General features: G+C 68.6%; 22 protein-coding genes. 10 read left to right on the forward strand and 12 right to left on the reverse strand.

Features of this window, described 5'->3' with window-relative positions; translation table 11 throughout:
• Positions 1 to 3: 3 nt before the first annotated feature.
• The gene (galU, locus tag AC5RV3_RS09260) at positions 4 to 906 is read right to left on the reverse strand and encodes a UTP--glucose-1-phosphate uridylyltransferase GalU (protein ID WP_494113635.1); all 903 of its coding nucleotides are present in this window, start codon (positions 904 to 906) and stop codon (positions 4 to 6) included.
• A 68-nt stretch (positions 907 to 974) separates the two neighbouring features.
• On the opposite strand from galU, the gene AC5RV3_RS09265 reads away from it, so the two are divergent.
• The 3 genes from AC5RV3_RS09265 (at position 975) to cpaB (ending at position 2,785) form a co-directional block, all read left to right on the forward strand.
• Positions 975 to 1,598 (forward strand): 5-formyltetrahydrofolate cyclo-ligase, encoded by a 624-nt coding sequence (locus tag AC5RV3_RS09265; RefSeq protein ID WP_494113636.1) that lies wholly within the window; start codon positions 975 to 977, stop codon positions 1,596 to 1,598.
• 82 nt (positions 1,599 to 1,680) lie between these two features.
• The gene (locus tag AC5RV3_RS09270) at positions 1,681 to 2,001 is read left to right on the forward strand and encodes an FmdB family zinc ribbon protein (RefSeq protein WP_494121869.1); all 321 of its coding nucleotides are present in this window, start codon (positions 1,681 to 1,683) and stop codon (positions 1,999 to 2,001) included.
• A 112-nt stretch (positions 2,002 to 2,113) separates the two neighbouring features.
• A complete protein-coding gene (cpaB, locus tag AC5RV3_RS09275) occupies positions 2,114 to 2,785 on the forward strand; it encodes a Flp pilus assembly protein CpaB (protein WP_494121870.1) in 672 nt (223 codons plus the stop codon).
• A 41-nt stretch (positions 2,786 to 2,826) separates the two neighbouring features.
• Here the strand turns inward: cpaB and AC5RV3_RS09280 are convergent, their stop codons facing one another.
• From AC5RV3_RS09280 to AC5RV3_RS09305, 6 genes are all read right to left on the reverse strand, one after another.
• Positions 2,827 to 6,846 (reverse strand): DUF4011 domain-containing protein, encoded by a 4,020-nt coding sequence (locus AC5RV3_RS09280; RefSeq protein WP_494121871.1) that lies wholly within the window; start codon positions 6,844 to 6,846, stop codon positions 2,827 to 2,829.
• A 117-nt stretch (positions 6,847 to 6,963) separates the two neighbouring features.
• A complete protein-coding gene (guaA, locus tag AC5RV3_RS09285; RefSeq protein WP_494121872.1) occupies positions 6,964 to 8,553 on the reverse strand; it encodes a glutamine-hydrolyzing GMP synthase in 1,590 nt (529 codons plus the stop codon).
• Between the two features lie 129 nt (positions 8,554 to 8,682).
• Complete coding sequence (locus tag AC5RV3_RS09290) at positions 8,683 to 9,174, reverse strand: DUF3817 domain-containing protein (protein WP_494113640.1); 492 nt, start codon at positions 9,172 to 9,174, stop codon at positions 8,683 to 8,685.
• A 5-nt stretch (positions 9,175 to 9,179) separates the two neighbouring features.
• The gene (locus AC5RV3_RS09295; RefSeq protein ID WP_494121873.1) at positions 9,180 to 10,067 is read right to left on the reverse strand and encodes an SURF1 family protein; all 888 of its coding nucleotides are present in this window, start codon (positions 10,065 to 10,067) and stop codon (positions 9,180 to 9,182) included.
• Between the two features lie 51 nt (positions 10,068 to 10,118).
• Positions 10,119 to 11,843, reverse strand: a complete 1,725-nt coding sequence (locus tag AC5RV3_RS09300; RefSeq protein WP_494121874.1) for a glycerol-3-phosphate dehydrogenase/oxidase — start codon at positions 11,841 to 11,843, stop codon at positions 10,119 to 10,121.
• 28 nt (positions 11,844 to 11,871) lie between these two features.
• Positions 11,872 to 13,011 carry a GuaB3 family IMP dehydrogenase-related protein gene (locus AC5RV3_RS09305; protein ID WP_494121875.1) on the reverse strand — a complete coding sequence of 380 codons (1,140 nt, stop codon included), beginning with the start codon at positions 13,009 to 13,011 and terminating at the stop codon, positions 11,872 to 11,874.
• Between the two features lie 283 nt (positions 13,012 to 13,294).
• Between AC5RV3_RS09305 and AC5RV3_RS09310 the strand changes: the two genes are divergently transcribed.
• Positions 13,295 to 14,260, forward strand: coding sequence for a hypothetical protein (locus AC5RV3_RS09310; protein ID WP_494121876.1), 966 nt, complete (start codon positions 13,295 to 13,297; stop codon positions 14,258 to 14,260).
• 109 nt (positions 14,261 to 14,369) lie between these two features.
• Here AC5RV3_RS09310 and guaB read toward each other — a convergent pair whose 3' ends face one another.
• The 3 genes from guaB to groES form a co-directional block, all read right to left on the reverse strand.
• The gene (gene guaB / locus AC5RV3_RS09315) at positions 14,370 to 15,875 is read right to left on the reverse strand and encodes an IMP dehydrogenase (RefSeq protein ID WP_493988976.1); all 1,506 of its coding nucleotides are present in this window, start codon (positions 15,873 to 15,875) and stop codon (positions 14,370 to 14,372) included.
• A gap of 235 nt (positions 15,876 to 16,110) precedes the next feature.
• Entirely contained in the window at positions 16,111 to 17,715 is a 1,605-nt protein-coding gene (gene groL / locus AC5RV3_RS09320) for a chaperonin GroEL (protein WP_494121877.1), read from the reverse strand.
• Positions 17,716 to 17,848: 133 nt separating this feature from the next.
• Positions 17,849 to 18,145: a co-chaperone GroES gene (gene groES, locus AC5RV3_RS09325; RefSeq protein WP_127511177.1), complete on the reverse strand. Its 297-nt coding sequence runs from the start codon at positions 18,143 to 18,145 to the stop codon at positions 17,849 to 17,851.
• A 346-nt stretch (positions 18,146 to 18,491) separates the two neighbouring features.
• On the opposite strand from groES, the gene AC5RV3_RS09330 reads away from it, so the two are divergent.
• From AC5RV3_RS09330 to AC5RV3_RS09345, 4 genes are read left to right on the forward strand one after another with little or no spacing between them, the layout of a single operon-like run.
• On the forward strand, positions 18,492 to 19,442 hold the full coding sequence (locus AC5RV3_RS09330) for a siderophore ABC transporter substrate-binding protein (protein ID WP_494121878.1): 951 nt from the start codon (positions 18,492 to 18,494) through the stop codon (positions 19,440 to 19,442).
• Between the two features lie 52 nt (positions 19,443 to 19,494).
• Entirely contained in the window at positions 19,495 to 20,523 is a 1,029-nt protein-coding gene (locus AC5RV3_RS09335) for an ABC transporter permease (protein WP_494121879.1), read from the forward strand.
• Positions 20,516 to 21,523: an iron chelate uptake ABC transporter family permease subunit gene (locus AC5RV3_RS09340; RefSeq protein ID WP_494121880.1), complete on the forward strand. Its 1,008-nt coding sequence runs from the start codon at positions 20,516 to 20,518 to the stop codon at positions 21,521 to 21,523. The genes AC5RV3_RS09335 and AC5RV3_RS09340 overlap by 8 nt, the downstream gene beginning before the upstream one ends.
• Positions 21,520 to 22,278 (forward strand): iron ABC transporter ATP-binding protein, encoded by a 759-nt coding sequence (locus AC5RV3_RS09345; protein WP_494121881.1) that lies wholly within the window; start codon positions 21,520 to 21,522, stop codon positions 22,276 to 22,278. The genes AC5RV3_RS09340 and AC5RV3_RS09345 overlap by 4 nt, the downstream gene beginning before the upstream one ends.
• A 57-nt stretch (positions 22,279 to 22,335) precedes the next feature.
• Here the strand turns inward: AC5RV3_RS09345 and AC5RV3_RS09350 are convergent, their stop codons facing one another.
• Together AC5RV3_RS09350 and AC5RV3_RS09355 are read right to left on the reverse strand one after the other, a co-directional pair.
• A complete protein-coding gene (locus tag AC5RV3_RS09350; protein WP_494121882.1) occupies positions 22,336 to 22,935 on the reverse strand; it encodes a maleylpyruvate isomerase N-terminal domain-containing protein in 600 nt (199 codons plus the stop codon).
• Between the two features lie 88 nt (positions 22,936 to 23,023).
• On the reverse strand, positions 23,024 to 23,218 hold the full coding sequence (locus tag AC5RV3_RS09355; protein WP_494107695.1) for a hypothetical protein: 195 nt from the start codon (positions 23,216 to 23,218) through the stop codon (positions 23,024 to 23,026).
• A gap of 142 nt (positions 23,219 to 23,360) precedes the next feature.
• On the opposite strand from AC5RV3_RS09355, the gene AC5RV3_RS09360 reads away from it, so the two are divergent.
• Complete coding sequence (locus AC5RV3_RS09360; RefSeq protein WP_494121883.1) at positions 23,361 to 24,623, forward strand: THUMP-like domain-containing protein; 1,263 nt, start codon at positions 23,361 to 23,363, stop codon at positions 24,621 to 24,623.
• A gap of 88 nt (positions 24,624 to 24,711) precedes the next feature.
• Entirely contained in the window at positions 24,712 to 25,860 is a 1,149-nt protein-coding gene (locus AC5RV3_RS09365) for a glutamate--cysteine ligase (protein ID WP_494121884.1), read from the forward strand.
• Positions 25,861 to 25,953 lie beyond the last annotated feature (93 nt).

Genomic DNA, 25,953 nt, shown 5'->3' on the forward strand with positions numbered 1-25,953 from the left:
GGCTCAGTCGCCCGAGCCGTCGATGAAGCCCTTCAGCCAGGAACGCAGTTCCGTGCCGATGTCTTCGCGCTCGGAGGCGATGGTCACGACGGCCTTGAGGTAGCTGAGCTTGTCGCCGGTGTCGTATCGGCGCCCGGTAAAGACCACGCCGTACACGCCGCCGCCCTCGCCTTCGCGGCCGGCCAGGGCTTCGAGCGCATCGGTCAACTGAATTTCGCCGCCCCGGCCCGGCTTGGTGTCCTCCAGCACGTCGAAGACGGCCGGGTGCAGCACGTAACGGCCGATGACCGCCAGGTTGGACGGGGCCTCGTCCGGCGAAGGCTTCTCCACCAGTTCGTTAATCCGTACATAGCTGCCGTCCCCCATCGGGGTGACGTCGGCGCAGCCGTAGGCGCTGATCTGCGCGGGGTCGACTTCCATCAGGGCGACCACGGAGCCGCCGGTCTGCTGCTGGACCTCGATCATCTGGGTCAGCAGGTCGTCTTGTTCGTCAATCAGGTCGTCTCCGAGCAGCACGGCGAACGGTTCGTCGCCCACGTGCTGGCGGGCCCGAAGGACTGCGTGGCCGAGACCCAGCGGATCCCCCTGGCGCAGGTAGTGGATGTCAGCCAGCTCCGAGGCCGCCTGCACGGCGGCGAGCTTCTCCACATCGCCTTTCTCCTCCAGGATCTGCTCGAGGTTGGGCACGCGGTCGAAGTGGTCTTCCAGCGGGCGCTTGTTGCGGCCGGTGATGACCAGGACGTCGCTCAAGTCCGCGCGCACCGCTTCTTCGACCACGTACTGGATGGCCGGCTTGTCCACTACAGGGAGCATTTCCTTGGGCATGGCCTTGGTGGCGGGCAGGAAACGGGTTCCCAGCCCGGCGGCCGGAATGACTGCTTTGCGTACCGTGCGATGAGGCGTCATGAATTCAGACTACCGAACGAAGCTGCGAAGCAAGCCGATCCGACGGGAAAGCAACTACGATGTCGGCCATGGAGAAGCAGACCGGCATGGACAAGGAAACCGCCCGCGCATTCTTCCGGGCCCGCCGCCGGGCACGTCCCGAGGAAGACCGGATTCGGGCCGGAACCGCCCTGGCGCGGCAGGTGCTGGACGGTCTCCGGCGGCTGAACGTACCGGCCGGGACCACTGTGCCGGCCTACCTGTCCGTCGGTTCCGAACCGTCCACGCGCATGCTGCTGCCGGCCCTCGAGGAGGCCGGTTACAGGGTGGTGGTCCCGATCTGTGAACCGGACTACCGGCTCAGCTGGGCGCACTGGTTCAGCGGCGTGGAGTTGGCCCGCAGCCCTCGGGCCTGGATAGACGAGCCGGTCGGAGAACGCTTCGGCCCGGAAATCATGGCCGGCCTGCCGCTGGTGCTCGTGCCCGGGCTGGCCGTGGACTCCGACGGCAACCGGATGGGCCAGGGCGGCGGTTATTACGACCGGTTCCTGGCGTCGCTGGGCGACGGCGAAGCCCGCCCGAAGTTTGTCGGGGTTTTTTACTCCGACGAGGTGGTGGCGGCGGGCGCCTTCGAGTTCACCGCGCTGGACGCGCCGCTGGACGGCGCCGTGTCCCCCGAGGGCTGGACGTGGTTCCCCGGTCGGACGGTGTAGAATTGGCACTCTGAGCGGGTGAGTGCCAACGCCTGGCCGGGCGCCTCCTGCTCCAGCCAAGTTTTTTTCAGGAGGAATTACTGTGCCCACGTACGCCTACGCCTGCAAAGACTGCGCCCATGCCTTCGACATCCAGCAGTCCTTCAGTGATGAATCGCTGACCGTCTGCCCCGAATGCGGCGGCAACCTGCGCAAGAAGTTCAACAGCGTCGGGGTCGTCTTCAAGGGCTCGGGCTTCTACCGCACCGATTCCCGCGACTCTTCCGCGGCCGGCTCCGTTCCCGCCGCCTCCTCGGGGTCCGCTGGCTCCGGGTCCGCTGCCTCTTCCGAGGCGGCGAAGCCAGCTGCGGGCGAGGCCTCGAAGCCTGCCGCCGCCCCGGCTCCGGCCGCAGCCGCCAGCTAGCCGCGCCGGGAGCCCGCGGCCGCTCCTACACTGCGAACCGGCGGCGGCACTGCATCCACAGGTGCGCTCACCCCGCTGACCGTGGGCGCCCGTGTGCTTCTAGCGTGGCCGCATGCCCACCGCTGCCGCCCCGTCCCGCACCGCCCGCCCTGCACTGTCGCCGCGCCGGCTGCTGCGGCGGCACTACCGGCTGCTTGCCGCCCTGCTGCTCTGCGCGGCCGCGGCACTGGTCGTGCAGCAGCTGACCCCGGCGCCGAACCCCACTGATTCCGTGGTGGTCGCAGCGTCCGATCTCCCGGCCGGCGCCCTCTTGTCCGCCGACGACCTGGAACTGGCTGAACTGCCGGCCGGTGCCGTCCCGGAGGGTGCCGCCGACAGCCCGTCCCTGCTGGTGGGCCAGCGCCTGGCGACGGCGCTGCACGCCGGTTCTCCGGTCTTGGACACCTCGATCGTCGGGCCGGGCCTGTTAACGGGGGCGCCGCAGGGGACGGTGGCAGTGCCGGTGCGCCCCGCCGACCCCTCCACGGTCCAGTTGGTGTCGCCGGGCCGGTTGGTGGACATCGTCCTCAGCAGCGGCAACGGGTTCGAAGAACCGGCCGAAACCACAGTCCTGGCGCGGGCCGTTCCGGTGCTGTGGAAAGCCGACGACGGCCCTGCGCCGGCTGCGCTGCTCGGCGCGGGCGAGCCCGACGGGCTGGTGGTCGTGGCAGCCGCACCGTCGGACGCCACCGCGCTGGCCGGCGCCTCCAGCCGGGGCAACGTCTTCCTCGTGTTGGTCGGCTGAGGACCGCCCGGAATCGGCCGGCCCGCAGACCGGCTCCCGGCCTAGCCCCAGTGCGGCGGGCGCTGCTCGCGCAGCCAGGCGTCCCGGTCCTCTTCCCGGTCGCCCCACGCACGGGGGTCGTCCTCCGACGCCTTGGTGGGCAGCGTCGGCGACTGGTTGCGCCTGGCCCGGCGCGGCCGCAACCGGTCGTCGCCGGCATCGCCTGGCTCGTCTGCCGAACCCGCGGCGTGCGGGGACCCATCCGCCTGCGGTGCCTGCTCCGGCCTCCGCGGGGTGGCCGGACGGTCGTCCTTGTCTGCCGGTTCTTCCGGCTTGTGCAGTCCCAAGTAGCCTCCGATCAGGTCTGCGCACTTCTCCGGATCCGTGAACACCTCGATGGTCCACAGCGTCAGCGGCCGCCAGCCCAACCGCTCAAGCTGTTGCGGGCGCAGCCGGCTGCGCTCCCGCACGGTCAGCTCCTGGTACTGCTGGCTGCCGTCCGATTCCAAGGCCACCGGCAGGGTCGGTTCAACATCCGGCGAATACTGTACCGATCCCGTGCTGGCCGCGATGTCGATGACTCCGTAGTAATGATCCCAGACCCGTGCGCCGCGGGTGCGGATGCGCTCCACCAGGTCCGCGACCAGCGGGTCGTCGATTCCGGGAGAGATTTCGTGCGCCGTGAACCGGCCGTCGCCGAGGTGGCGGTCCAGCAGGTCATGGAAGTCGAGGGCTCCATGCCGCAGCCGCTCGGGGTCCAGGTCCTCGGGGCGGAAGCAGCTGAGCACGTGCAGGGACTGCCGGGAACGGGTCACCGCGGTCGCGAAGAGCGCCCGCCCGTGCGGCGCGGACAGGGGTCCGAAGTCGTGCACCGCACGCCCGTGCGGCGTGCGGCCAAAGCCGAGCGAGAAGATCACGTCGTCGCGGACCAACCCGGACGCGCGTTCGACGGGAACCACCCGGAAGGGCTCCTGGCGGCGGTGGAAGAAATCTGCCGCCGCCGGGTAATTGGGCATCTGCAGCCGGATGGCCTCCGCGACGCGGGCGGCGTGCCGGGCGCTGGCCGTCACCACCGCCAGCGACCGCGACGGCCGAAGGCTGATGTGCTCGAAGACGAGGTCCACCACGCGGTTGAGTTCGGCCGGGACGCTTTCCACGCCTTCGTGTCCGGCGCCGGGCATCCCGGTACCGTCGGGCAGATATTCCACTTCGAGGCCGCCCCCGCGGATGGAGCTGGCGCCGGGCAGCCGGGACAGCGAACCGCCGTAGAACTTCTCGCTCAACGACCGGGTCAGGTCCAGGTCCACGGCACGATAGGCGGTGGTCAGCGCCACCACCGGCAGCACCTCGGAGAGCGCGTGGAAGCAGCTGGCCAACGGTTGCGGGGCTTCGCCGGTAACGGGATCGTTCCGCCGGTCCACGTTGACTTCGAAGGGCTCGGCGCGGCCCAACTCGCCGTCGCCGAACGCCACCACCTGGTGCGCCCGGGAGAGCGCGGTCAGCGCCGAAGGCAGGCTGGTGGCTTCGGCGTCGAGGATGATCACGGCATCGAAGTGCTTGCCTTCCGGGAGCAGCAGCGGCAGCACCAGCGGGGAGGCAGTCCAAATCGGCAACAGGGCCGAAACGAGGGACTCCGACTGCTGCCCCAAGGCGGCCAGTGTGGGTTCGCCGGCCTTGAGCAGGTCGCGCAACCGCTGCGCGGCTTTGGGCTTGCTCTTGAGCGAGTGCCGCCAGTTCTGTGCCAGTTCCCAGCGCAGCCGGGCGGGCCCGGACGCGATGTGCGCGTTGTCCGCGAGCCGGTAGACAGCCTCGAGCTTGCGCAGGTTGTCGCCGTCGGACATGGCGAGGTAGTCGTCGCCGCTGATCATCGCTTCGAGTGCAGACTGCCACCACGCCAGGTCCAGTTCCGCACTGACCTCGTCCGCGCCGACTTCGCGTTTGGCCAGATCGTCCAGCAGTTCGGTCAAACCGTGTTCGCGCATCTGCTCCAGCAGCAGCGTCCGTTCGGGCAGGTTCACCAGCGTTTCGCGGTCCGCGGCCAGGGCGTCCAGCTGTTCCTGGAGTTCGCCGTCGGGCAGGGCTGCGAGGGCACGGTCTTCGGGCACCGGCGCCAGCAGTGCGGCCAATTTCCCAAGGCGTTGTGCCACCTCCCGGTAAAACCCGTTCAGGTCCGCCAGCCCGGAGGGCACCGCCGGATGGCGCTGCGACGTCGCGTAGTCGGCCCACTTCGTCCGCTGCTGCTGCACCTCGAAGAGGGATTCATGCAGGTCGGAGATGTGCACGCCCGGGCGGATGTATTCCTTGGCCACCTTGCGCAGCCGGGAACGCGTCATCGAACTCATTTCGATTCCGCGGTCGCGCCGCCAGGAACTCGGCGCGGTCGCGGAAATCAGGTCGGTGACCGGCCGGTCGAAGATGTCCGGGGTGAACTTGTCGAGGCTGCCGCGGACCTCCACCAGCAGTTGGAGCTGCTCCCCCCACTCGCGGAACGTCCCGGCGAGGGCGATCTGCGAATGTTCGGCGACCTTGTTCATCCGTTCACGCAGCCGCGGAACGTCCTTGGCGAGGTCGGCGGCCAGCTGGTGGGCGTCTTCGGTTTCCTTGCGGTTGAGCAGCTTGGCACCGAACCACGGGCTGGTGGTGGCGGACTTGCTGAAGCTGCCCAACTCGGCTGCCCGGACCAGCCGGGCCGCCAGCTCCGCCCGGTCGGTGATGCTGTCCAGCACCGACCGCTTCAGCCGCACGGTGGTCGCCGGCGCCGGATCGAGCGAGGTGAGCTTGGCCAGCGACTGCATCGCCTGGTAGGGGGAACAGCGCCAGCGGCTGCGCACGTTGTGCAGCGACTTCACATGCTCCAGGAGCTTGTGCCGGTGCTCGGTGAGGGTGGTGTGCAGCTTCTGAAGCTGCGGCTCCTGCGCCTTTTCGCTGCGACTGATCGCGCGGATCAGCGCCCGGCGCAGCTGTTCCGGCGTCAGGTCCCCGCTCAGCTGCAGCGCCAGCGACCCCAGGTCCACGGTTTCCAGCTGCTGCGCGAATCCCGTCAGCGTGCCGCGGCGCTCGGCGACCACCAGCACGCTCTTGCCCTCGTAGGCCAGCGCCGCCGCAGCGTTGAGTGCGGTCTGGGTCTGCCCGGTGCCCGGCGGCGCCGAGACCACCAGCGAGTGCCCGGCCTGGACGAGGTCCAGCACCTGTTGCTGCGCGGCGTCGGCGTCGAGCAGCAGGAACTCGTCCTGCGGATCGCGTTCGTCGATCGGCGGCAGCTCCACCTCCGGCACGGGCACCGCGTTCCGGCCGGCCAGCGGACGGGGTCCGGCCTGGGAGCCGGCGCCGGCCTCGGCCAACGCGCGGATCACCGGATGGCCGGCATCGAGCAGGACCGGGTCCGTGACCGCTTCCAAGTCCGCAAAGGTCGACACCAGGAGATGGTGTTCGATGGTCATGTTCCGCACGTCGGCGGTGAGCAGGCGCAGACGTTCCAGCACGGGGTGCGGATCCAGGCGGGCGGTGCTGTAGGCCAGCCGTGCGGTCGCCTCGGCATCGATGCCGACCCCCTGCTCCGCGGACAGGTGGCGGACCAGGGCCGGGTTCAGCCGGGCGCGGTCGGTCAACTGCAGTTCGAAGTCGTCCTGGCTGGGGCGAACGGCCAGCGCCACCGGGATCAGCATCACCGGGGCGTTCAGCGCCTCCGACCGGCCGACCTCGGGAACCCGCCAGGACGCGGTGCCGGCGGCCAGGTACCCGACGTCGATGCCGCGGTCGGAGCCCAGTTCGTAGATCTTGGCGCGCAGGCTGCGGGCGGTGCGCATGGCCGCGGCGTACTGGTTCGGCTCGCGCAGCAAGGTGGAAAGACGGGTGCGGCGCCCGGCCAGCAGCTGCGCCAGGCCGGAGGGGTGGGCATGCGTCAGGTCAATGCTGTTCGACGACGTCGGGGCGAACCGCAGCAAGGTGTCCGACCCGGCAAGATCTCCCAGGTTTTCCAGCCACGATGCCACAACGTCTTCAGCAGCCTCAGCTACGCTGGCCAGCGACACGGCTGCCCCCTTTACTTCACTCTCGGCGACTTGCCTGGACCACAACGGCATGTCAAACAAGGTATCGGACTTTAAACGCCAAACGGGCGACCGCAACACTGCTCGGCGAAATTGCCTTGCAGTTCATCCGCAGCTGCGCCGCGGCTGGGCAGCGGTCGCCCGTTGTGGCTACTCCCACTCGATGGTTCCCGGCGGTTTGCTCGTCACGTCGAGCACCACGCGGTTGACGCCGTCCACTTCGTTGGTAATGCGGTTGGAGATCCGGGCCAGCAGGTCATAGGGGAGCCGCGACCAGTCTGCGGTCATCGCGTCCTCGGAGGAGACCGGACGGAGCACGATCGGGTGTCCGTAGGTGCGGCCGTCGCCCTGCACGCCCACGCTGCGCACGTCGGCCAGCAGGACCACCGGCATCTGCCAGACTTCCTGGTCCAGGCCGGCGGCGGTCAGTTCGGCGCGGGCGATCGCGTCCGCCTTGCGCAGCAGGTCCAGGCGCTCCTGCGTGACTTCGCCGATGATCCGGATGCCAAGGCCCGGGCCGGGGAACGGCTGGCGTCCGACGATTTCGGCCGGCAGGCCCAGCTGGGCGCCGACGGCACGGACTTCGTCCTTGAACAGCGTCCGCAGCGGCTCAACCAGCTCGAACTGCAGGTCCTCGGGCAACCCGCCCACGTTGTGGTGGCTCTTGATGTTGGCGGCGCCCTCGCCGCCGCCGGACTCGACCACGTCCGGGTAGAGCGTTCCCTGCACCAGGAACTTCACCGACTCCCCTTCGGCAGCGGCCTCGGCCAGCACCGCTTTCTCGGCGGCTTCGAAGGCGCGGATGAACTCGCGGCCGATGATCTTGCGCTTGGTCTCCGGGTCGGTGACGCCGGCCAGCGCCGACAGGAAACGCTGCTGCTCGTTGGCTACGTACAGCTTCACGCCCGTGGCCGCGACGAAGTCACGCTCCACCTGCTCGGCCTCGCCCTCGCGCAACAGTCCGTGGTCCACGAAGACGCAGGTCAACTGGTCGCCGACCGCGCGCTGCACCAGGGCCGCGGCAACGGCGGAGTCCACGCCGCCGGACAGCCCGCAGATCACGCGGGAATCGCCGATCTGGGCGCGGATGCGCTCCACCTGCTCTTCCACGATGTTGCCGGTGGTCCAGTTGGGCTCCAGCCCGGCGCCACGGAAGAGGAAGTTCTCGAGCACCCGCTGGCCGTGGGCCGAGTGCTTGACCTCGGGGTGCCACTGCACGCCGTACAGCTTTTTCTCGTCGTTCGCGAAGGCGGCCACCGGGGCGCCGGCCGTGCTGGCCAGCACGTCGAATCCGGCGGGGGCCTCCTGCACCGAATCGCCGTGGCTCATCCAGGTGTTCTGGACGGAGGGCACGCCGGCCAGGATGGACCGGCCCTCCCCCACCGCGGTGGCGTCCGTGGCGCCGTACTCGCGCAGGCCGGTCTTTGCCACCTTGCCGCCCAGGGCGTTTGCCATGGCCTGGAAGCCGTAGCAGATGCCGAACACCGGGACGCCGGCCTCGAACAGGTCCGCGCCGACGTTCGGCGCCCCTTCGGCGTAGACGCTGGAGGGCCCGCCGGAGAGGATGATGGCCACCGGGTTCTTGGCCATCAGCTGTTCGGTGGTGTAGGTGTGCGGAACGATTTCGGAATACACGTTGGCCTCGCGCACGCGGCGGGCGATCAGCTGCGCGTACTGGGCCCCGTAGTCAACGACGAGGACGGGCCGGTGGTCCGTAGTGGCGGGGGGAGGAGTAGTCACCCTTACAGGATAGTCGCCGCGTCCGGGGCCACGCACTTTGGCGTCCGGCCCCGCCGCGTGAGCTAGCGCACGACGGCGGGTGCCCACCCGCCGTCGCGCCCCGGCACCGCGGCGGGTGCCCGGCGCCTGTCAGTAGCGCTTGGCGGCCTCGGGATGGGCGGCCAGTTCTTCTTCCACCTCGCGGTGCACCTTGCGTTCCAGGATGATGGACAGGAACGGGATCACGCCGCCCAGGGCGATCAGCACGAACTTGCTGAACGGCCAGCGCATGAGCGACCAGAGCCGGAAGTCGGCAATCAGGTACAGCACGTACAGCCAGCCGTGCGCTATCAGCACCGCGATGGACAGGTTCATGCCGTCGATCACCGACGGTTCGGCCTGCGCCAGTCCCAGCGCGAATGTCTCGCCCGTCAGGGTGTTGGTGGCCCCGGCGAACAGGAACAGGTTGAAGCCGTACCGCAGCACCATCTCGACGCAGAGCAGCAGCAGCATGATGCCGGTGATGTAGGAGGTGACCTTGTAGAAGGTCAGGGCGGAGCGGATCTGGGCGTGGGTTCCGCCGAAGCGGCGTTTGGCCGGACGCTGGGTCGCGGCGGAACGGTCGGGGGCGTTTTCGGTCACGTGGACTACCTCGTTGTGTGGGGTGTGCTGGGTGTGGTCTGGTCGGCGGCGTCGCCGCCGTGGCGGGCGCCGGCCTGGCCTGCCGCGCTCCCCCGCCCGGCTTCGGCAGCATGGCGGGCTGCTTCGGCCGCGTCTTCGGCTGCCTCCAGGTCGCGGCGGTAGTCGTCGGCCACCAGCCGCCACCAGAGGAAGATGGCGAATCCGGCGAACACCACCCATTCCACCGCGTAGAAGACGTTCATCCAGTTGACCGGCGCTTCCTGTGGCTGCGGCCCGACAACCACCGGCTGCATCGCTGTCCCGTCGGTCGCGGTGCCCAGATCGGTGCCGCCCACGGTGAAGCCGGTCCCGACCACGAAGCCGGAGTAGCCGGGCGCGTTCCAGCGGTTGATCAGCTCGGCCGCGGACAGCGAAGCGACCTGGCCGGCGGGCAGGGTTCCGGGCAGCGGAGCTTCGGTGGGCAACAGGCGCCCGACGACGGTGGCCTCGCCTTCGGGGGCGGGAACGGCGTCCGCCGGTTCCTCGACCCAGCCGCGCACGACAGGGATGACCACGCCTTCGCCGAACTGCTCCACGCCGTCCACCGCGAACGGGTCGACCACCCAGAAACCTTCTTCCCCGTCCTGCAGGCGGTTTTGGACCAGCACCTGTCCGCCGGGGACGAAGCTGCCGTCGAAGGTGACCATTTGGTCCGCGGTGGCGGCCGTCATCGGGATGCCCGGTTCAAAGACGTCGGTGAGCGGCTTGACGGCTTCCGTCTCGCCGGGGGGCGGGGGCGGTTCGCTCTGCGACGTGGAAAACTGCCACTGGCTCAGCAGCACGAACACCGTGGACAGCGCCAGCGCAAGCACCAGAGCCGCTATCCAGCGGGGTTTCAGGGCAGTCTTGAGCACCCATTAAAGGTACTTCGCAACCATGTAGAAAACGAATCCTGCCCGGCGCCCTCAGGCCAGCGGAACGATGTCGTCAACGCCCATCCGGGCGCTGTCGGCGGTGACGTCGTCAGGCTGCTCCTGGCTGAGCCGTTCGGCTTCCACGCGGGCCAGGTAGTGCTTCACCTCGCGTTCCACCTGCCCTTCACTCCAGCCGAGGAGGGGCGCCATCAGCTTGGCGACGACCGGCGCGGCGGAGACACCGCGGTCCCAGGCCTCGATGGAGATCCGGGTCCGGCGGGTGAGCACGTCGTGGATGTGCCGGGCTCCCTCGTGCGTGGTCGCATAGACAACCTCGGCCGCCAGGTAGTCGTCGGCACCGGGCAGCGGTTCGGCCAGCTCCGGCCGTTCGGTGATGATGTCCAGCACCTCGCCGACCATGGATCCGTAACGGTTGAGCAGGTGTTCCACCCGGGCCACGTGGATGCCCGTTCGGTCCGCCGTGCGGCTGCGCTTGTTCCATGCTGCCTTGAAACCGGAGGCGCCGAGCAGCGGGATGGTGTCCGTGCAGCTGGGCGGGACGCGCTCGTCGAGGGCCCGTGCCGCCTCGTCCACGGCGTCCTTGGCCATCACGCGGTAGGTGGTGTACTTGCCGCCGGCCACCACCACCAGTCCGGGGACCGGGTGCGCCACCACATGTTCACGCGAGAGCTTGGCGGTGGAGTCGTTCTCGCCCGCCAGCAGCGGCCGGAGCCCGGCGTAGACGCCCTCGACGTCCTCCCGGGTGAGCGGACGCTGAAGCACTTGGTTGACATGGTCCAGCAGGTAGTCGATGTCCTTGGACGAGGCCGCGGGGTGGGCCTTGTCCAGGTTCCAGTCGGTGTCGGTGGTGCCGATGATCCAGTGCCGCCCCCACGGAATCACGAACAGCACGGACTTCTCGGTGCGCAGGATCAGCCCCACCGTGGACTGGAACCGGTCACGCGGCACCACCAGGTGGATCCCCTTGGAGGAACGTACCCTCAGCTGGCCCCGTTCGGTCACCATGGCCTGGGTTTCGTCCGTCCACACGCCGGTGGCGTTGACCACCTGCTTGGCCCGGATGTTGAACTCGCTGCCGTCCTCCTGGTTCCGCACCCGGGCGCCGACCACGCGCTCGCCCTCGCGCAGGAAGTCGACCACCGCCAGTCGGTTCGCCGCGTGCGCCCCGAACGCCGCCGCGGTGCGGACAATGTTGACCACCAGCCGGGCGTCGTCCACCTGCGCGTCGTAGTAGCGGATGGACCCCACCATGGCGTCCTTCTTCAGGCTGGGTGCCGCCCGGAGGGTCCCCCGCCGGGACAGGTGCTTGTGGAAGGGGACGCCGCGGCCGCGGCCCGAGGCGATGGCCAGGGCGTCGTACAAGGCCACGCCCGCGCCGACGTAGGGCCGCTCCACGTACCGTTTGGTCAGCGGGTACAGGAACGGCACCGGCCGCACCAGGTGCGGCGCAATGCGCTCCAGCAGCAGCCCCCGTTCCTGCAGCGCCTCGCGGACCAAAGCGAAGTCCAGCATCTCCAGGTACCGCAGCCCGCCGTGGATCAGCTTGGAAGACCGGGAGGACGTGCCCGAGGCCCAGTCCCGGGCTTCGACGATGCCCACGTCGAGGCCACGGGTCACCGCGTCCAGGGCGGCCCCGGCACCCACCACCCCGCCGCCGACGATCAGCACGTCCAGCTCGGCCCCGCGCTCCTGTGTGGCGCGCAGGGCGGCCAGCGCCTGCTCGCGGCTCTCGGGACTCAGGGCTCCGGTGGTCATCGCCTATCAGCCTCCCAGCATGATCAAATCAGTCGCCCGCCTGGATCGGCGCCAGCACCACTTCGCAGCGCTGGAACTCTTTCAGGTCCGAGTACCCGGTGGTCGCCATCGACCGGCGCAGCGCACCGACCAGGTTGGAGGTTCCGTCGGTGTGGTTGGACGGGCCGTGGAGCACCCGCTCCAGCGGTCCGACGGTTCCCACGTTCACGCGGTCGCCCCGGGGCAGTTCGTCGTGGTGGGCCTCCTGGCCCCAGTGCCAGCCGCGGCCCGGCGCTTCCTCCGCCCGGGCCAGCGCGGAACCGAGCATCACGGCGTCGGCTCCCATGGCGATGGCCTTGACGATGTCGCCGCTGAAGCCCACGCCGCCGTCGGCAATCACATGCACGTAGCGGCCGCCCGATTCGTCCATGTAGTCCCGGCGCGCGGCCGCCACATCGGAGATCGCCGACGCCATCGGGGCGTGGATGCCCAGCGCCCGGCGCGTGGTCGTCGTCGCTCCCCCGCCGAAGCCCACCAGCACGCCGGCGGCGCCGGTGCGCATCAGGTGCAGCGCCGGGGTGTAGCCGGCGGCGCCGCCGACGATCACGGGCGTGTCCAGCTCGTAGATGAACTGCTTCAGGTTCAGCGGTTCCTGCGTCTTGGAGACGTGTTCGGCGGAGACGGTGGTGCCGCGGATCACGAAGATGTCCACGCCGGCGGCCACCACGGTCTTGTAGAACTCCTGGGTGCGCTGCGGCGTCAGCGAGCCGGCCACGGTCACCCCGGCTTCCCGGATCTCGGCCAGCCGGGAGGTGATCAATTCCGGCTGCACGGGCGCGGAGTAGAGCTCCTGCATCCGCTTGGTCGCGGCCGGGCTGAAGTTCTCGGTGCCCAGCGCGGCGATCTCGTCGAGCACCGGCAGCGGATCCTCGTACCGGGTCCACAGGCCCTCGAGATTGAGGACGCCCAGGGCGCCCAGCTTGCCCAGCGCGATGGCGGTGGCCGGCGACATGACCGAGTCCATCGGCGCGGCGATGACCGGGGCGTCGAACGTATACGCGTCGATCTGCCAGCTGACCGAGACGTCCTTCGGATCGCGCGTCCGGCGCGAGGGGACGATCGCCACGTCGTCGAGGGAGTAGGCTCGGCGCCCACGCTTGCCACGGCCAATTTCAATCTCGTAAGTCACGGCTCTAGGTTATCCCACCGCTGGAACGCTTCACCGTGGAACGGGCAGGCACAGGACTTTCGCCGGCGCCAGCGGACAGGGCGGATCCCCTCGTGTCGACCGCAAGGCACTCCTCTTCCGACTGCTGGCGTCGTCACGGCGCAGGCGGTACGCTCGACCTGCCGCACGGCAGGCAAGCGCACCGTAGGCCCGCTCGCTATACGGTTGCCGCTGGCCGGCCGCAGGTAGCCGGAGCGGGAAGTGGTCAGTCATGGGAGGAAGATTCCGGCGGTCCGTTGAGCGCATGCGACCGTTCGCGAGTGGCGTGGCGGCCACCCTATGTTTTGGCGTCGCCGGGCTGGTCTGGTCCATGCCCTCCCGTCGTTCGCGCCGGTTGCGGAGAGCCGCATCGTGTACCGTTTGCGCTGTCCACCAGCGGGTGCACGGTGTCGCCCTCTTTGTGGTGGCGGCCCTCCTGGTTGCGGGAGCCGGAGCCCGCTTCCAGGAGGCGCTCTCCCCGCCAATCGTTTGCCACAGCCATATCACCGCCGACGGACAGATCAAGCCCGAGCCGCGTCTGCAGATTTCACCACCGGCCCCGTGGCGCATCACCCGCAATTTCCTGGTCGCCCCTATCAGCGGCGTCGGGGTCCTGACCGGGCGCAGCCTTGGTATGGAAGCGTGCACAGGACCGTCGCTGTTGGTCATGTTCTGGCCCCCGCCGCGAACCAGCGGCGGCGGAACAATGCTCGGCGACGTGTTCGTTGCGTGGATGCCACCGGTAGACCCAGCGGGCCCATTGAGCGTCAACGGATATGGCATAGCCGATGAGGGCCAGTATGTCCGCTACGGCCCGAACATCTCCCAGACCCGGACCGGGGACGAGGCCCTCGCCATCCACGAGTCGCGGCATGTTGACCAGTGGGCCGTAGCTAACTTGCTCGCCGGCCCGTTTGCATTTCCGGCGGCATACATCATCGACGGGGCACTGTTCCCCTCCTCACGCAACCACTTCGAGCGGGCCGCCGGATTGTCCGGCGGGGCGTATCCGCCCGCGCCGGATAACTGGCCGGCGCCGCGCTGGCCCGACACCGCGGCCCTCGTGCTCATCGCGCTTCTGATCTTCCGACGCCGGCTCCGTTGGCTCACCCGCGTCGCGGTCGGCGGCCGCTTGCACACCCGTGCCCACGCACCGATGCGCTGTCCCGTCCATACGCGCGGCTGGTCGCGGCCCGTGGGCGCGCCCCCGGTGCTGTCGCCGCCCGGCTGAGCGCCCCGGCTCACCGCCGGCGCGGTGTTGGCGAAAGTCCGGCCGCTGGTTAACGCGAGGGGCGCCGCTCCCCCTGTTGTGGGGAACGGCGCCGCCGAAGACTGCGGGACTACCGCTTGTAGTTCGGTGCCTCCACGGTCATCATGATGTCGTGCGGATGGGACTCCTTCAGCCCCGCCGCCGTGATCCGCACGAACTTGCCCTTGGCCTTCAGCTCGGCGACGCTGCGGGCACCGGTGTAGAACATCGTCTGGCGCAGGCCGCCCACCAGCTGGTGCGCGACGGCGGAGAGCGGGCCGCGGTACGGCACCTGGCCTTCGATGCCCTCGGGGATCAGCTTCTCGTCGTCCGGCACATCTGCCTGGAAGTAGCGGTCCTTGGAGTAGGAGGTGTTCTTGCCGCGCGTCTGCATGGCCCCCAGCGAGCCCATGCCGCGGTAGGCCTTGAACTGCTTGCCGTTGACGAACACCAGGTCGCCCGGGGACTCTGCGGCGCCCGCCAGCAGCGAACCGAGCATCACGGTGTCCGCGCCGGCGACCAGGGCCTTGCCGATGTCGCCGGAGTGCTGCAGGCCGCCGTCGGCAATCACCGGGATGCCGGCCGGGATGGCCGCCTTGGCCGACTCGTAGATCGCGGTGATCTGCGGGACGCCCACGCCGGCGACCACGCGGGTGGTGCAGATGGAGCCCGGGCCCACGCCCACCTTAATGGCGTCGGCGCCGGCGTCGACCAGTGCCTGCGCGCCCTCGCGGGTGGCGGCCTGGCCGCCGATCACGTCCACGTGGGCCGCGGCCGGGTCCTTCTTCAGCCGGGCGATCATGTCCAGCACGCCCTGGCTGTGGCCGTTGGCGGTATCCACCACCAGCACGTCCACGCCGGCCTCGATCATGGTCATGGAGCGCTCGTAGCCGTCGCCGAAGAAGCCGACCGCCGCGCCGACGCGCAGCCGGCCGTCGTCGTCCTTGGTGGCCAGCGGGTACTGCTCCGCCTTGTCGAAGTCCTTGACGGTGATCAAACCCTGCAGCATGCCGGCGTCGTCCACCAGCGGGAGTTTCTCGATCCGGTTCTTGCCCAGCAGTTCGATGACTTCCGGGCGGCTGATGCCCACCTTGCCCGTGATCAACGGCATGGAGGTCATCACCTCATGCACCTTGGTGGTGGGATAGTCGGCGCGGGGCACAAAACGGGTGTCGCGGTTGGTGCAGATGCCCACGAGCTTGCCCTCGGAGTCCACCACGGGCAGTCCGGACACGCGGTAGTTGTAGCAAAGCTCGTCCAGTTCGGCCAGCGTGGCATCCGGGGCGATGGTCACCGGGTTGGTGATCATGCCGGACTCACTGCGCTTGACCCGGTCCACGTGCTCGGCCTGGTCCTGGATGGACAGGTTGCGGTGGATGACGCCCAGGCCGCCCTGGCGCGCCATGGCGATGGCCATCCGCGATTCCGTCACGGTATCCATGGCGGCGGAGAGGAGCGGGGTCTGGACCGTGATGCGGCGGGTCAGCCTGGAGCTGGTGTCGGCCTCGGACGGAATCACATCCGTCGGGCCGGGCAGCAGGAGCACGTCGTCGTAGGTCAGACCCTCGAAAGCGAACGGATTGAATTCTTCGGACACTGCAGGGCCTTTCGAACGATACCGGTGGCGGCCGCCAGTCACCGACAGCGAGAATCGGTTTCCGGGGTTGGTTACATCCTAAAACGATTCCGCCCCGGCCACTATTTCCCGCGGGCACCGATGTGGCGGAGCTAACGCGGCCGACACCGGGGCGCCCACGACGACGGAGGGGACCCTGCCACGGGCAGGGTCCCCACCGGACGGGCGAGGCCCGACCAGCAGCTGGCGGCGTGCGCTAGTGCTGGTGGTTGTGCTCGTCCTCTTCGGCCGGCTTCTCGACGACCAGGGTTTCGGTGGTCAGCACCAGTGCCGCGATCGAGGCTGCGTTACGCAACGCCGAACGGGTCACCTTCACCGGGTCGATGATGCCGGCGGCGACGAGGTCCTCGTATTCGCCGGTGGCGGCGTTGAAGCCGTTGTTGACTTCCAGCTCGCCGACCTTGGAGACGACGACCATGCCCTCGTGGCCGGCGTTTTCGGCGATCCAGCGCAGCGGCTGGGCCAGCGCGCGGCGGACCAGGCCGACGGCGGTGGCTGCGTCGCCCTCGAGCGCCAGCACGTTCGGGTCGGTCTCCAGAGCCTGGGCGGCGTGCACCAGGGCGGTGCCGCCACCGGCCACGATGCCTTCTTCCAGGGCAGCGCGGGTGGAGGACACGGCGTCCTCGATCCGGTGCTTCTTCTCCTTCATTTCGACCTCGGTGGCAGCGCCGACCTTGATCACGCCGATGCCGCCGGACAGCTTGGCCAGGCGCTCCTGGAGCTTCTCGCGGTCCCAATCGGAATCGGTGCGCAGCACCTCTGCCTGCAGCTGGGCCACGCGGTCGGCCACGTCGGCCTCGGAACCGGCGCCGTCCACAATGGTGGTGTTGTCCTTGGTGACGGTGATGCGGCGTGCCGCACCCAGCACCTCGAGGCCCACCTGGTCCAGCTTCAGGCCGAGGTCCGCGGACACGACCTGGGCGCCGGTGAGCACCGCGATGTCCTGCAGCATGGCCTTGCGGCGGTCGCCAAAGCCCGGTGCCTTCACGGCGGCAACGTTCAGGGTGCCGCGGATCTTGTTGACCACCAGGGTGGAGAGGGCTTCGCCGTCGATGTCTTCGGCGATGATGAACAGCGGCTTGTTGGCCTGCAGCACCTTTTCCAGCAGCGGCAGGAACTCCTGCACCGTGGAGATCTTGCCCTGGGAGATCAGGATCAGCGCGTCCTCGAGGACTGCCTCCTGGCGCTCCTGGTCGGTGACGAAGTACTGCGACAGCAGGCCCTTGTCGAACTGCATGCCCTCGGTGAGCACCAGTTCGGTCTCCATGCTGGAGCCCTCTTCGATGGTGATGACGCCGTCCTTGCCCACCTTGTCGAACGCTTCGGCCAACAGCTTGCCGACCTCGGGGCTCTGGGCGGAGATGGTGGCGACCTCGGCGACCTTGCCTTCGACCTCGCGGGCGTTCTCCAGCAGGCGGGCGGCCACGGCCTCGACCGCTACCTCGATGCCGTGCTTGAGGGCGCCGGGGGCGGCGCCGGCGGCCACGTTGCGGAGGCCTTCCTTCACCAGGGCCTGGGCCAGGACGGTAGCGGTGGTGGTGCCGTCACCGGCAACATCGTTGGTCTTGGTGGCGACTTCCTTGGCCAACTGCGCGCCGAGGTTCTCGTACGGATCGTCGAGTTCCACCTCGCGGGCGATGGTCACGCCGTCGTTGGTGATGGTGGGGGCGCCCCACTTCTTGTCCAGGACCACGTTGCGGCCACGCGGACCGAGGGTGACCCGGACGGTATTGGCGAGCTTGTCGACGCCGGCTTCCAGCGCCCTGCGGGCAGCGTCGTTGAACTCCAACTGCTTTGCCATGAATTTGTTCCTTTCACGCAAAATGCCCCGGCTGCGCTGCTATAGGAGGCAGCCGGGGCATTTCGGTTGTCCGTGATTCCGGCTGCGGGCGTCGACTGCGCGCGCCCGAGCCGCCGGACTCAGCTGATGGGCCTTACTTGGTGACGATGGCCAGCACGTCGCGGGCGGAGAGCACCAGGTACTCTTCCCCGCCGACCTTGACCTCGGTTCCGCCGTACTTCGAGTAGATGACGACGTCACCCTCGGCTACGTCAACGGGAACCCGGTTGCCATTGTCATCGACGCGGCCGGGGCCGATCGCGACAACTTTGCCTTCCTGCGGCTTTTCCTTGGCGGTGTCCGGAATGACCAGGCCGGAGGCCGTGGTCTGCTCTGCTTCGAGCGGCTGGACAACAATACGATCCTCAAGAGGCTTAATGGAGACCGACACTCGGCTCTCTCCTTTTCATGCGCTACGAATAGGTTGGCCAAGGAGATGTCTGCCGTCGTCGCGGTGCCGGCAGGCGGTTCCTTGTATTAGCACCCACACGGGGCGAGTGCTAACTGCGACTCTATGAGAAGGATTAGCACTCGGTCAAGGCGAGTGCCAACGGGCGGGTCGGCCCGACTTCCGCGGCCACCATCTGTGTGACGCAAATCGACGACGCCCGCCGCCGGCCAAGTTGCGTAAGGCTAACCTAACCCGGTAGCTTTCAAGCTGCGCGCAAATAGCAAACGTTTATGTTGCCTAATGCCGGTCCCCGCCCGGGCCGGCGTTGACGAACGATGGAGAGTCAGTGAAAAAGCCCCTGAAGTCCGGCCTGGTGGCCTTGACCGCAGCCGTTTCCATGCTGGCGCTGAGCGCCTGCGGCCAGCAGACCGATGCCGCAGCAGGTACCGGCGCCGAGACGATCAGCGTAGAGCACGCCTCCGGCACCACCGACGTGCCGGTGAACCCGGAGACCGTCTACACCTTCGATCTCGGGGTGCTGGACAGCCTCACCGCCCTGGGCGTCGAGGTCGACGGCGTCCCGGAGGCAGCAGTGTTCCCCGAGTCACTGGCACAGTACGCCGGGGACGACTACACCAAGATCGGCTCCATGAAGGAACCCGACTTCGAGGCGATCAGCCAAGGCGCACCCGATTTGATCATCATCTCGGGCCGCACCGCCGAGGCCTACGGGGAGCTGAGCAAAATCGCCCCGACCATCGACCTGAGCGTTGATACCGCCGCTCCGATCGAGAGCTTTAAGGAAGTCTCCGCGACCCTCGGCGAGATCTTCGGCAAGGAAGCCGAAGTCGAAGAAAAGCTGGCAGCCATCGACACCCGGATCGAGGACACCAAGGCCGCCGCCGCCGACGCCGGCACCGGCCTGGTGCTGATGACGAGTGGCGGCGAGATGACGGCCTACGGGGCAGGGTCCCGGTTCGGCATCGTGCACGATGTCCTGGGCGTGCAGACCGCCGCGGACGTAAAGTCCGAGGGCCCGCACGGCGAGGCCATCTCGCACGAATTCGTCGCCGAGGCCAACCCGGACCACCTGTTCGTGATCGACCGCGACGCGGCCGTCGGCGAATCCGGGGAGGCCGCTGCGGCCGTCCTGGACAACGAACTGGTCAACGGCACGAGCGCCGCCAAGAACGACAGCATCACCTACCTGGATTCAGCATCCTGGTACCTGGTGGGCTACGGCCTGAATAATACGGACGCCATGATCAGTGCCGTCCAGGCAGCCATCACGAAGTAGCACCCGTACGGCCGCCGGCGACCCGCCGGCGGCCTGCGCGGTGGCCCGATCCATGGCTTCCTCCACGATTTCCAGTCCGGCCCCGGCGGCAGCAGCCGCGGCCGGACGCTCCCGCGCCCGCGGATCCGGTTCCCAGCTCGCCTGGGCGGGCACCGCCGTCGTTATCCTGGCAATTGCCAGCATGTTTGTGGGCGTCAGCGATGTGTCCCTGCCCGCCTTGCTGTCCGGTGACCAGACGGCCTGGGACATCTTCTGGATCAGCCGGCTGCCGCGCACCCTGTCGGTGATCCTGGCCGGCGCGGCGCTGGGTATTGCCGGGCTGATCATGCAGCTGATGGCGCGGAACAAATTCGTGGAGCCCTCCACCGTGGGCACCGTGGAGTCGGCCTCGCTGGGCATCTTGGTGGTCACGGTGGCGGTCCCCGGCGCCACACTCTTGGCCAAGATGTCCGTGGCGACCGTGTTCGCGGCCGCCGGGACCGGCCTGTTCCTGCTGGTGCTGCGCCGGATCCCGCTGCGCAACACGCTCATTGTGCCGCTGGTGGGCATCATGCTGGGCGGCGTCATCGCCGCGGTGACCACGTTCTTTGCCTACCGCTACGACCTGCTCCAGACGCTGAACAGCTGGATGATCGGCGACTTCTCCGGCGTGCTGCGCGGCCGCTACGAACTCCTCTGGATTGTCGCGGTGCTCGCGGTGATCGGCTACCTGTGCGCGGATCGGTTCACGATGGCCGGCATGGGCCAGGAATTCTCCACCAACCTGGGCCTGAACTACGGCCGGGTCCTGACGCTGGGGCTGGTCATCGTCTCGCTGATCAGCGCCGTGGTGGTGGTCAACATCGGCGCTATTCCGTTCCTGGGACTCGTGGTGCCCAACCTGGTGTCGCTGGCGTTCGGCGACAGCGCCCGCCGTTCAGTTCCCTGGGTGGCAGTCTTCGGCGCCGGCTTCGTGCTGCTGTGCGACATCATCGGCCGCACCATCCGCTACCCCTACGAGATCCCGGTGGGCGTCATCGTCTCCGCGGTGGGCAGCGCCATCTTCCTGTACCTGCTGCTGAGGACCCGCAAGAATGGCTGATTCGGTACTTCCCGCCGCGCTGACGCAGCACAAGCGCCGCACCCTCACCGCGGTCCGGCCGCGGACCTGGATCATCCTGCTGGGCCTCCTGACGGCCGTCCTTGTGGCCGTCTTCATGACCATCGACCTGCGCGGCAACCTCGGCTACATCCTGCCCCGGCGGGCCATCAAGATCGGTTCGATGCTGCTGGTGGCGTACGCCGTGGGCGTGTCTACCGTGTTGTTCCAGACGGTGACCGCCAACCGGATCCTGACCCCGTCGATCATGGGCTTCGATGCCCTCTACATGCTGATCCAGACCGGACTGACCTTCGCCATCGGCGGGCAGGCGCTGCTGAGCCTGGGCGCGCCGGTGCGCTTCGTGATCGAAGTGATGCTGATGGTGGGCTTCTCCTTCCTGCTCTACCGCTGGCTGTTCACCGGCGGCGGCAAGAGCCTGCACCTGATGCTGCTGGTGGGCATCGTGTTCGGGACAATGTTCCGCGGCATCTCCTCGCTGCTGCAGCGGCTGATCGACCCGAGCGAATTCATCATCCTGCAGGACCTGTTCTTCGCCAGCTTCAACAACGTGGACGGCGTGCTGCTGGCCGCCTCCGCGGTGGCCGTTGCCGCGGCCAGCATCCCGGTCTGGCGGATGCGCCGGCAACTGGACGTCCTGGCCTTGGGCCGGGACACGGCGCTGAACCTGGGCGTGGACCACCGGCGGGCCGTCACCACCGTACTGATGCTGTGCGCCATCCTGGTGGCCGTTTCCACCGCCCTCGTGGGCCCGATCACGTTCTTCGGCCTGCTGGTGGCCAGCCTTGCCTACCTGCTGTGCTCGCACTTCCGGCACGTGTACGTGCTGCCCATCGCCGTGCTGTTGGGCGCCATCGCCCTGGTCGGCGGCCAGCTGGTGCTCGAGCAGGTGTTCAGCTTCGATACCGCGCTGAGCATCGTCATTGAATTCGCCGGCGGCCTCCTGTTCATCGCCCTGCTGCTGAAAGGCTCCATCAAATGATCCATGTCTCCGGAGTCTCCAAGACCTACGGCACGCAGACCGTGGTGGACGACGTTAGCTGCTACATCAAGGACGGCGGCATCACCTCGATCATCGGCCCGAACGGAGCCGGCAAGTCCACGCTGCTGTCCATGGTCTCCCGGCTGCTGCCCATGGACGCCGGGGCTGTGACCATCGACGGGCTCGACGTCGGGAGCACCCCGGGCAAGGAACTGGCCCGCAAGATGGCCATCCTGCGCCAGGACAACCAGCTGACCGTCCGCCTGACCGTGCGGGACCTGGTGGGCTTCGGCCGTTTCCCGCACAACAACGGCCGGCCGGGCCCCGCCGACCTCGCCCGGATCGAGCAGGCGCTGGAGTACCTGGACCTGACGTCGATGGCGGACAAGTTTGTGGACGAACTCTCCGGCGGCCAGCGGCAGCGCGCCTTCATCGCCATGGTGCTGGCGCAGGACACCGACTATCTGCTGCTGGATGAGCCGCTGAACAACCTGGACATGAAGCACTCGGTGGAAATGATGCGGCTGCTGCGCCGGCTGACCGATGAGCTGGGCAAGACCGTGGTGCTGGTCATCCACGACATCAACTTCGCGTCCTGCTACTCGGACTCGATCATCGCCATGCGCTCCGGCCGCCTGGTGCACCAGGGCCCGCCGGCCCAAATCATGCAGCCGGACGTACTGCGCGACGTCTACGACATCGACATCCGCATCGAGGAAATCGAAGGCAACCGGATCGGCGTCTACTTCGCCTGACGCCGGCTGGCGGGCTGCCGGCCGGCCGGCAAGGCTGCCCCGCGGACCGGCAAGGCGTCAGACCACGGAGAAATCGCCCGGCAGCATGGTCCGCCCGGTCAGGGCCAGCAGCACCAGCGCGCCGTCGCCGCGTTCCGAGGCGATCTCCATTGCCAGGCGCCCGGCTTCCAGCTCCACGCCGCGCGGCAGCTCGGCCACCAGGCCGCACGCCCGGGACAGGTCAAGAGTGTGCACGGCCAGTTCGAAGATCCGGGTGGGCAGATAGTCGCTGAAGCGCATCCCGCCGGCGGCAGTCTCGATGACCCGGTCTTCGGTCAACGGCAGCGTGTTCTCCAGCTGGGCCAGCAGCCGGTCCACCATGTCCACCGGGTCCGGACCCAGCTCCCTGCCGGCGGCAATGGCCCGCTCGGTGACGCCGGGATCATTCGCCAGTCCGGTGGCCAGGTAATAATCGGCGGCGGATTCCACCTGGACTTTCGCTGCGGGGCGCCCCAAGTACGTCAGCACAGTGGACAGCGCGCGGCTGGTATGTCCGGCGAGCGTCCGGACGCTCCAATCGTCCAACCCGGGAGCATTCCACGCGGTCGGCGGCACGTTCGCCAGGACCTCGCGGAAATACCGGCCCGCAGACAGGAACGTTGCCGCCGATTGGATCATGCGCCCATGCTACGGCCGGCGGGCGGCAACGACCAGCGGCCCCCATGCATCGCGGCCGGTTCGGCCTGGAGCCACCGTGGCGTAACGTTCAGGCGAGGCGCCGGATTTCCGGCTGCCATCCCGGAACCGGTGCACCGACGCCTGCGGCGACGTCGTTCCAGAGGGCCTGCCAGCCCTGGTGGGCACGGTTGCCGGCCTCGATCAGCTCGCCAAGTTCCGCTTCAATCTCGGCTTGGCAAGCGTCGGTATCAATGTCGTACCCGTCAATGGATGTGGACATCATGCACGCCTCCTCACAGTAAGCTTCCTTACCGACTCTACGGAGTCCCAGCCTATCCGGCCATGGGGAGAACTACCCATCGCCGCTGTTGGAGGCGAAATGGGCCGGTCCGCTGGCCTGATTCCGCTGCACTAGGCTTGAAACCATGGCACCCGAGACCCATGCCGAGAGCATTGCACCGATTCTCACTCCGGAAGGTTGGGAGCTGCTGAATTCGCTCGGCCCCTACTCCGAGGCGGAGAGCCTGCACACCGGCACGGAGCTGCGGAAGGCCGGCCACTCCCCCGAACTGGTCTCCGCTGCCATGACACAGTCCCGGCTGCGGGCGAAGGCCAAGGCGAAGTTCGGTCCGTTCGCGGAGAAAATGCTTTTCACCCCCGCCGGACTGGAACAGGCCACCCGGCTGAACATCGCCGCCCTGCACGCCCAGCGGTTCCAGGCCGCCGGAGTGGAGCACGTCGCGGACCTGGGCTGTGGAATCGGCGCAGACGCCATGGCGCTGGCCAGCCTGGACCGCAGGGTCACCGCCGTGGAACGCGATGAGACCACCGCCGCCGTGGCCACGATCAACCTGATGCCCTGGCCAACCGCCACCGTGGTCAACGCCGATGCGGAGGGACTGGACCTGACCGGGATCGACGGCGTGTGGCTGGATCCGGCGCGGCGGACGACGACGGCCTCGGGCACCACCCGCATCTTCGACCCGGAGGCGTTTTCTCCGCCGCTGTCCTTCGTGGAGAGGCTGGCCGACGGGGGCATGCCGGTGGGGGTCAAGATGGGTCCCGGGATTCCCCATGAGGCGCTGCCGGAGAATTGCGAGGCCCAGTGGGTATCCGTCGACGGCGACGTGGTCGAGGCTGCGCTGTGGTTCAACCGGCTGGCCCGGCCGGGCATCCGGCGCGCGGCCCTGGTCACCGGTGCCGGCGGCACCGCCGAGCTGACCAGCGCCGTCAGCTACGACCCCGCCAACCAGGACGTGGCGATCGGACCGGCGGCGGGCTACCTGTATGAGCCCGACGGCGCGGTGATCCGCGCCGGGCTGGTGGCCGACCTCGCCCGCGGCCTGGGCGGGCACTTGCTGGATGAGCACATCGCGTATATCTGCGCCCCGCACCTGCAGCAATCGCCGTTCGCCCGGACGTACCGGGTGCTGGAGGTCAAGCCATACAACGTCAAGAAGCTCAAGGCCTGGGTGAAGGCGAGCCGGATCGGCACGCTGGAGATCAAGAAGCGCGGCACATCGGTTGCACCGGAAGAGCTGCGCAAGACCCTGTTGACCGGTTCCGGCAAGGGGCCGAACAAGGCCACCCTGGTGCTGACGAGGGTCGGTGAGGACCGGATCGCCATCGTCGTCGAACCCGTTCCCGCCGCCGGCACCCGCAGCCGCGAGCGCAGCGCCAGGCCCTGAAGCACTAGAATCAAGCTGTGTCTTGGCCCCGCTGGCGCCAGACGTGTACCTCCGGCGGCAGCCGGTCCCGCCAGAGACGGAGCAACGTTTGTACATCGATTTCGCACGGTCCGCCCAATCCTCCCTCGGGGTTGAGTGGGAGTTGGCGCTGGTGGATGCCCAGACCGGCGAACTGGTCTCGGTGGCCGAGCAGGTGCTGGACGCCGTCCGCGCCGGCCATCCCGAGCTGCGGGACGATGACGAGCACCCGCACGTGAAGCAGGAGCTGCTGCTGAACACCGTGGAGCTGGTCACCGGCATCTGCAACACCGTCAGCGAGGCCAAGGCGGACCTGAGCAGCGCCCTGGCGGCCGTCCGCGACGTCACCGACCCGATGGGCGTGGAGCTCTTCTGCGCCGGCAGCCATCCGTTTGCCGCACCGCGGTTGCAGCCGGTCACCGACAAGGAACGCTACGCCAAGCTGATCGACCGCACCCAATGGTGGGGACACCAGATGGTGATTTACGGCGTGCACGTGCACGTGGGCCTGGACCACCGGGACAAGGCCCTGCCCGTCTTGGACGGGCTGGTCAACTATTTCCCGCACTTCCAGGCGCTCTCCGCCTCCTCCCCCTTCTGGGCGGGAGAGGACACCGGCTACGCCTCCCAGCGCGCGCTGATGTTCCAGCAGCTGCCCACCGCCGGGCTGCCGTTCCAGTTCCCCAGCTGGGCGGTGTACGAGGATTACGTCGAGGACATGTTCACCACCGGGGTGATCGACACGATCAGCGAGATCCGCTGGGATATCCGGCCGGTTCCCGCGCTGGGCACCATCGAGATGCGGGTGTGCGACGGGCTGTCCACCCTGCAGGACGTCGGGGCAGTCGCCGCGCTGACGCAGTGCCTGGTGGACGAGTTCTCCACCGCCCTGGACAACGGCTGGGCCATCCCCACCATGCCGCCGTGGCACGTGCAGGAGAACAAATGGCGTGCCGCCCGCTACGGCATGGACGCCATCATCATCCTCAACGCCGCCGGCAAGGAAATGCCGGTCACGGAACACCTGCGCGAACACGTGCTGAACCGGCTGGAGCCGGTCGCCAGGAAGCTTGGCTGCAGCGAGGAGCTGGCGGACGTGGAGAAGATCCTCGAAGCCGGCGCCGGCTACCAGCGCCAGCGCAGGGTAGCCGCGGAGCACAACGGCGACCTGCGCGCCGTCGTCCTCGACGTGGTCGGCCAGCTTCGCGGGAGCAGCTGACCCGCCGGCCGAGGCCTCCGCGCCGGCCCGGCTCCGGCAGGATCCCGGCTGCCGCCGCGCCCCGGTTTCCGTCAGGGCGGCCCGCGGGAATTC

Source organism: Arthrobacter sp. Y3221114, assembly GCF_059092625.1.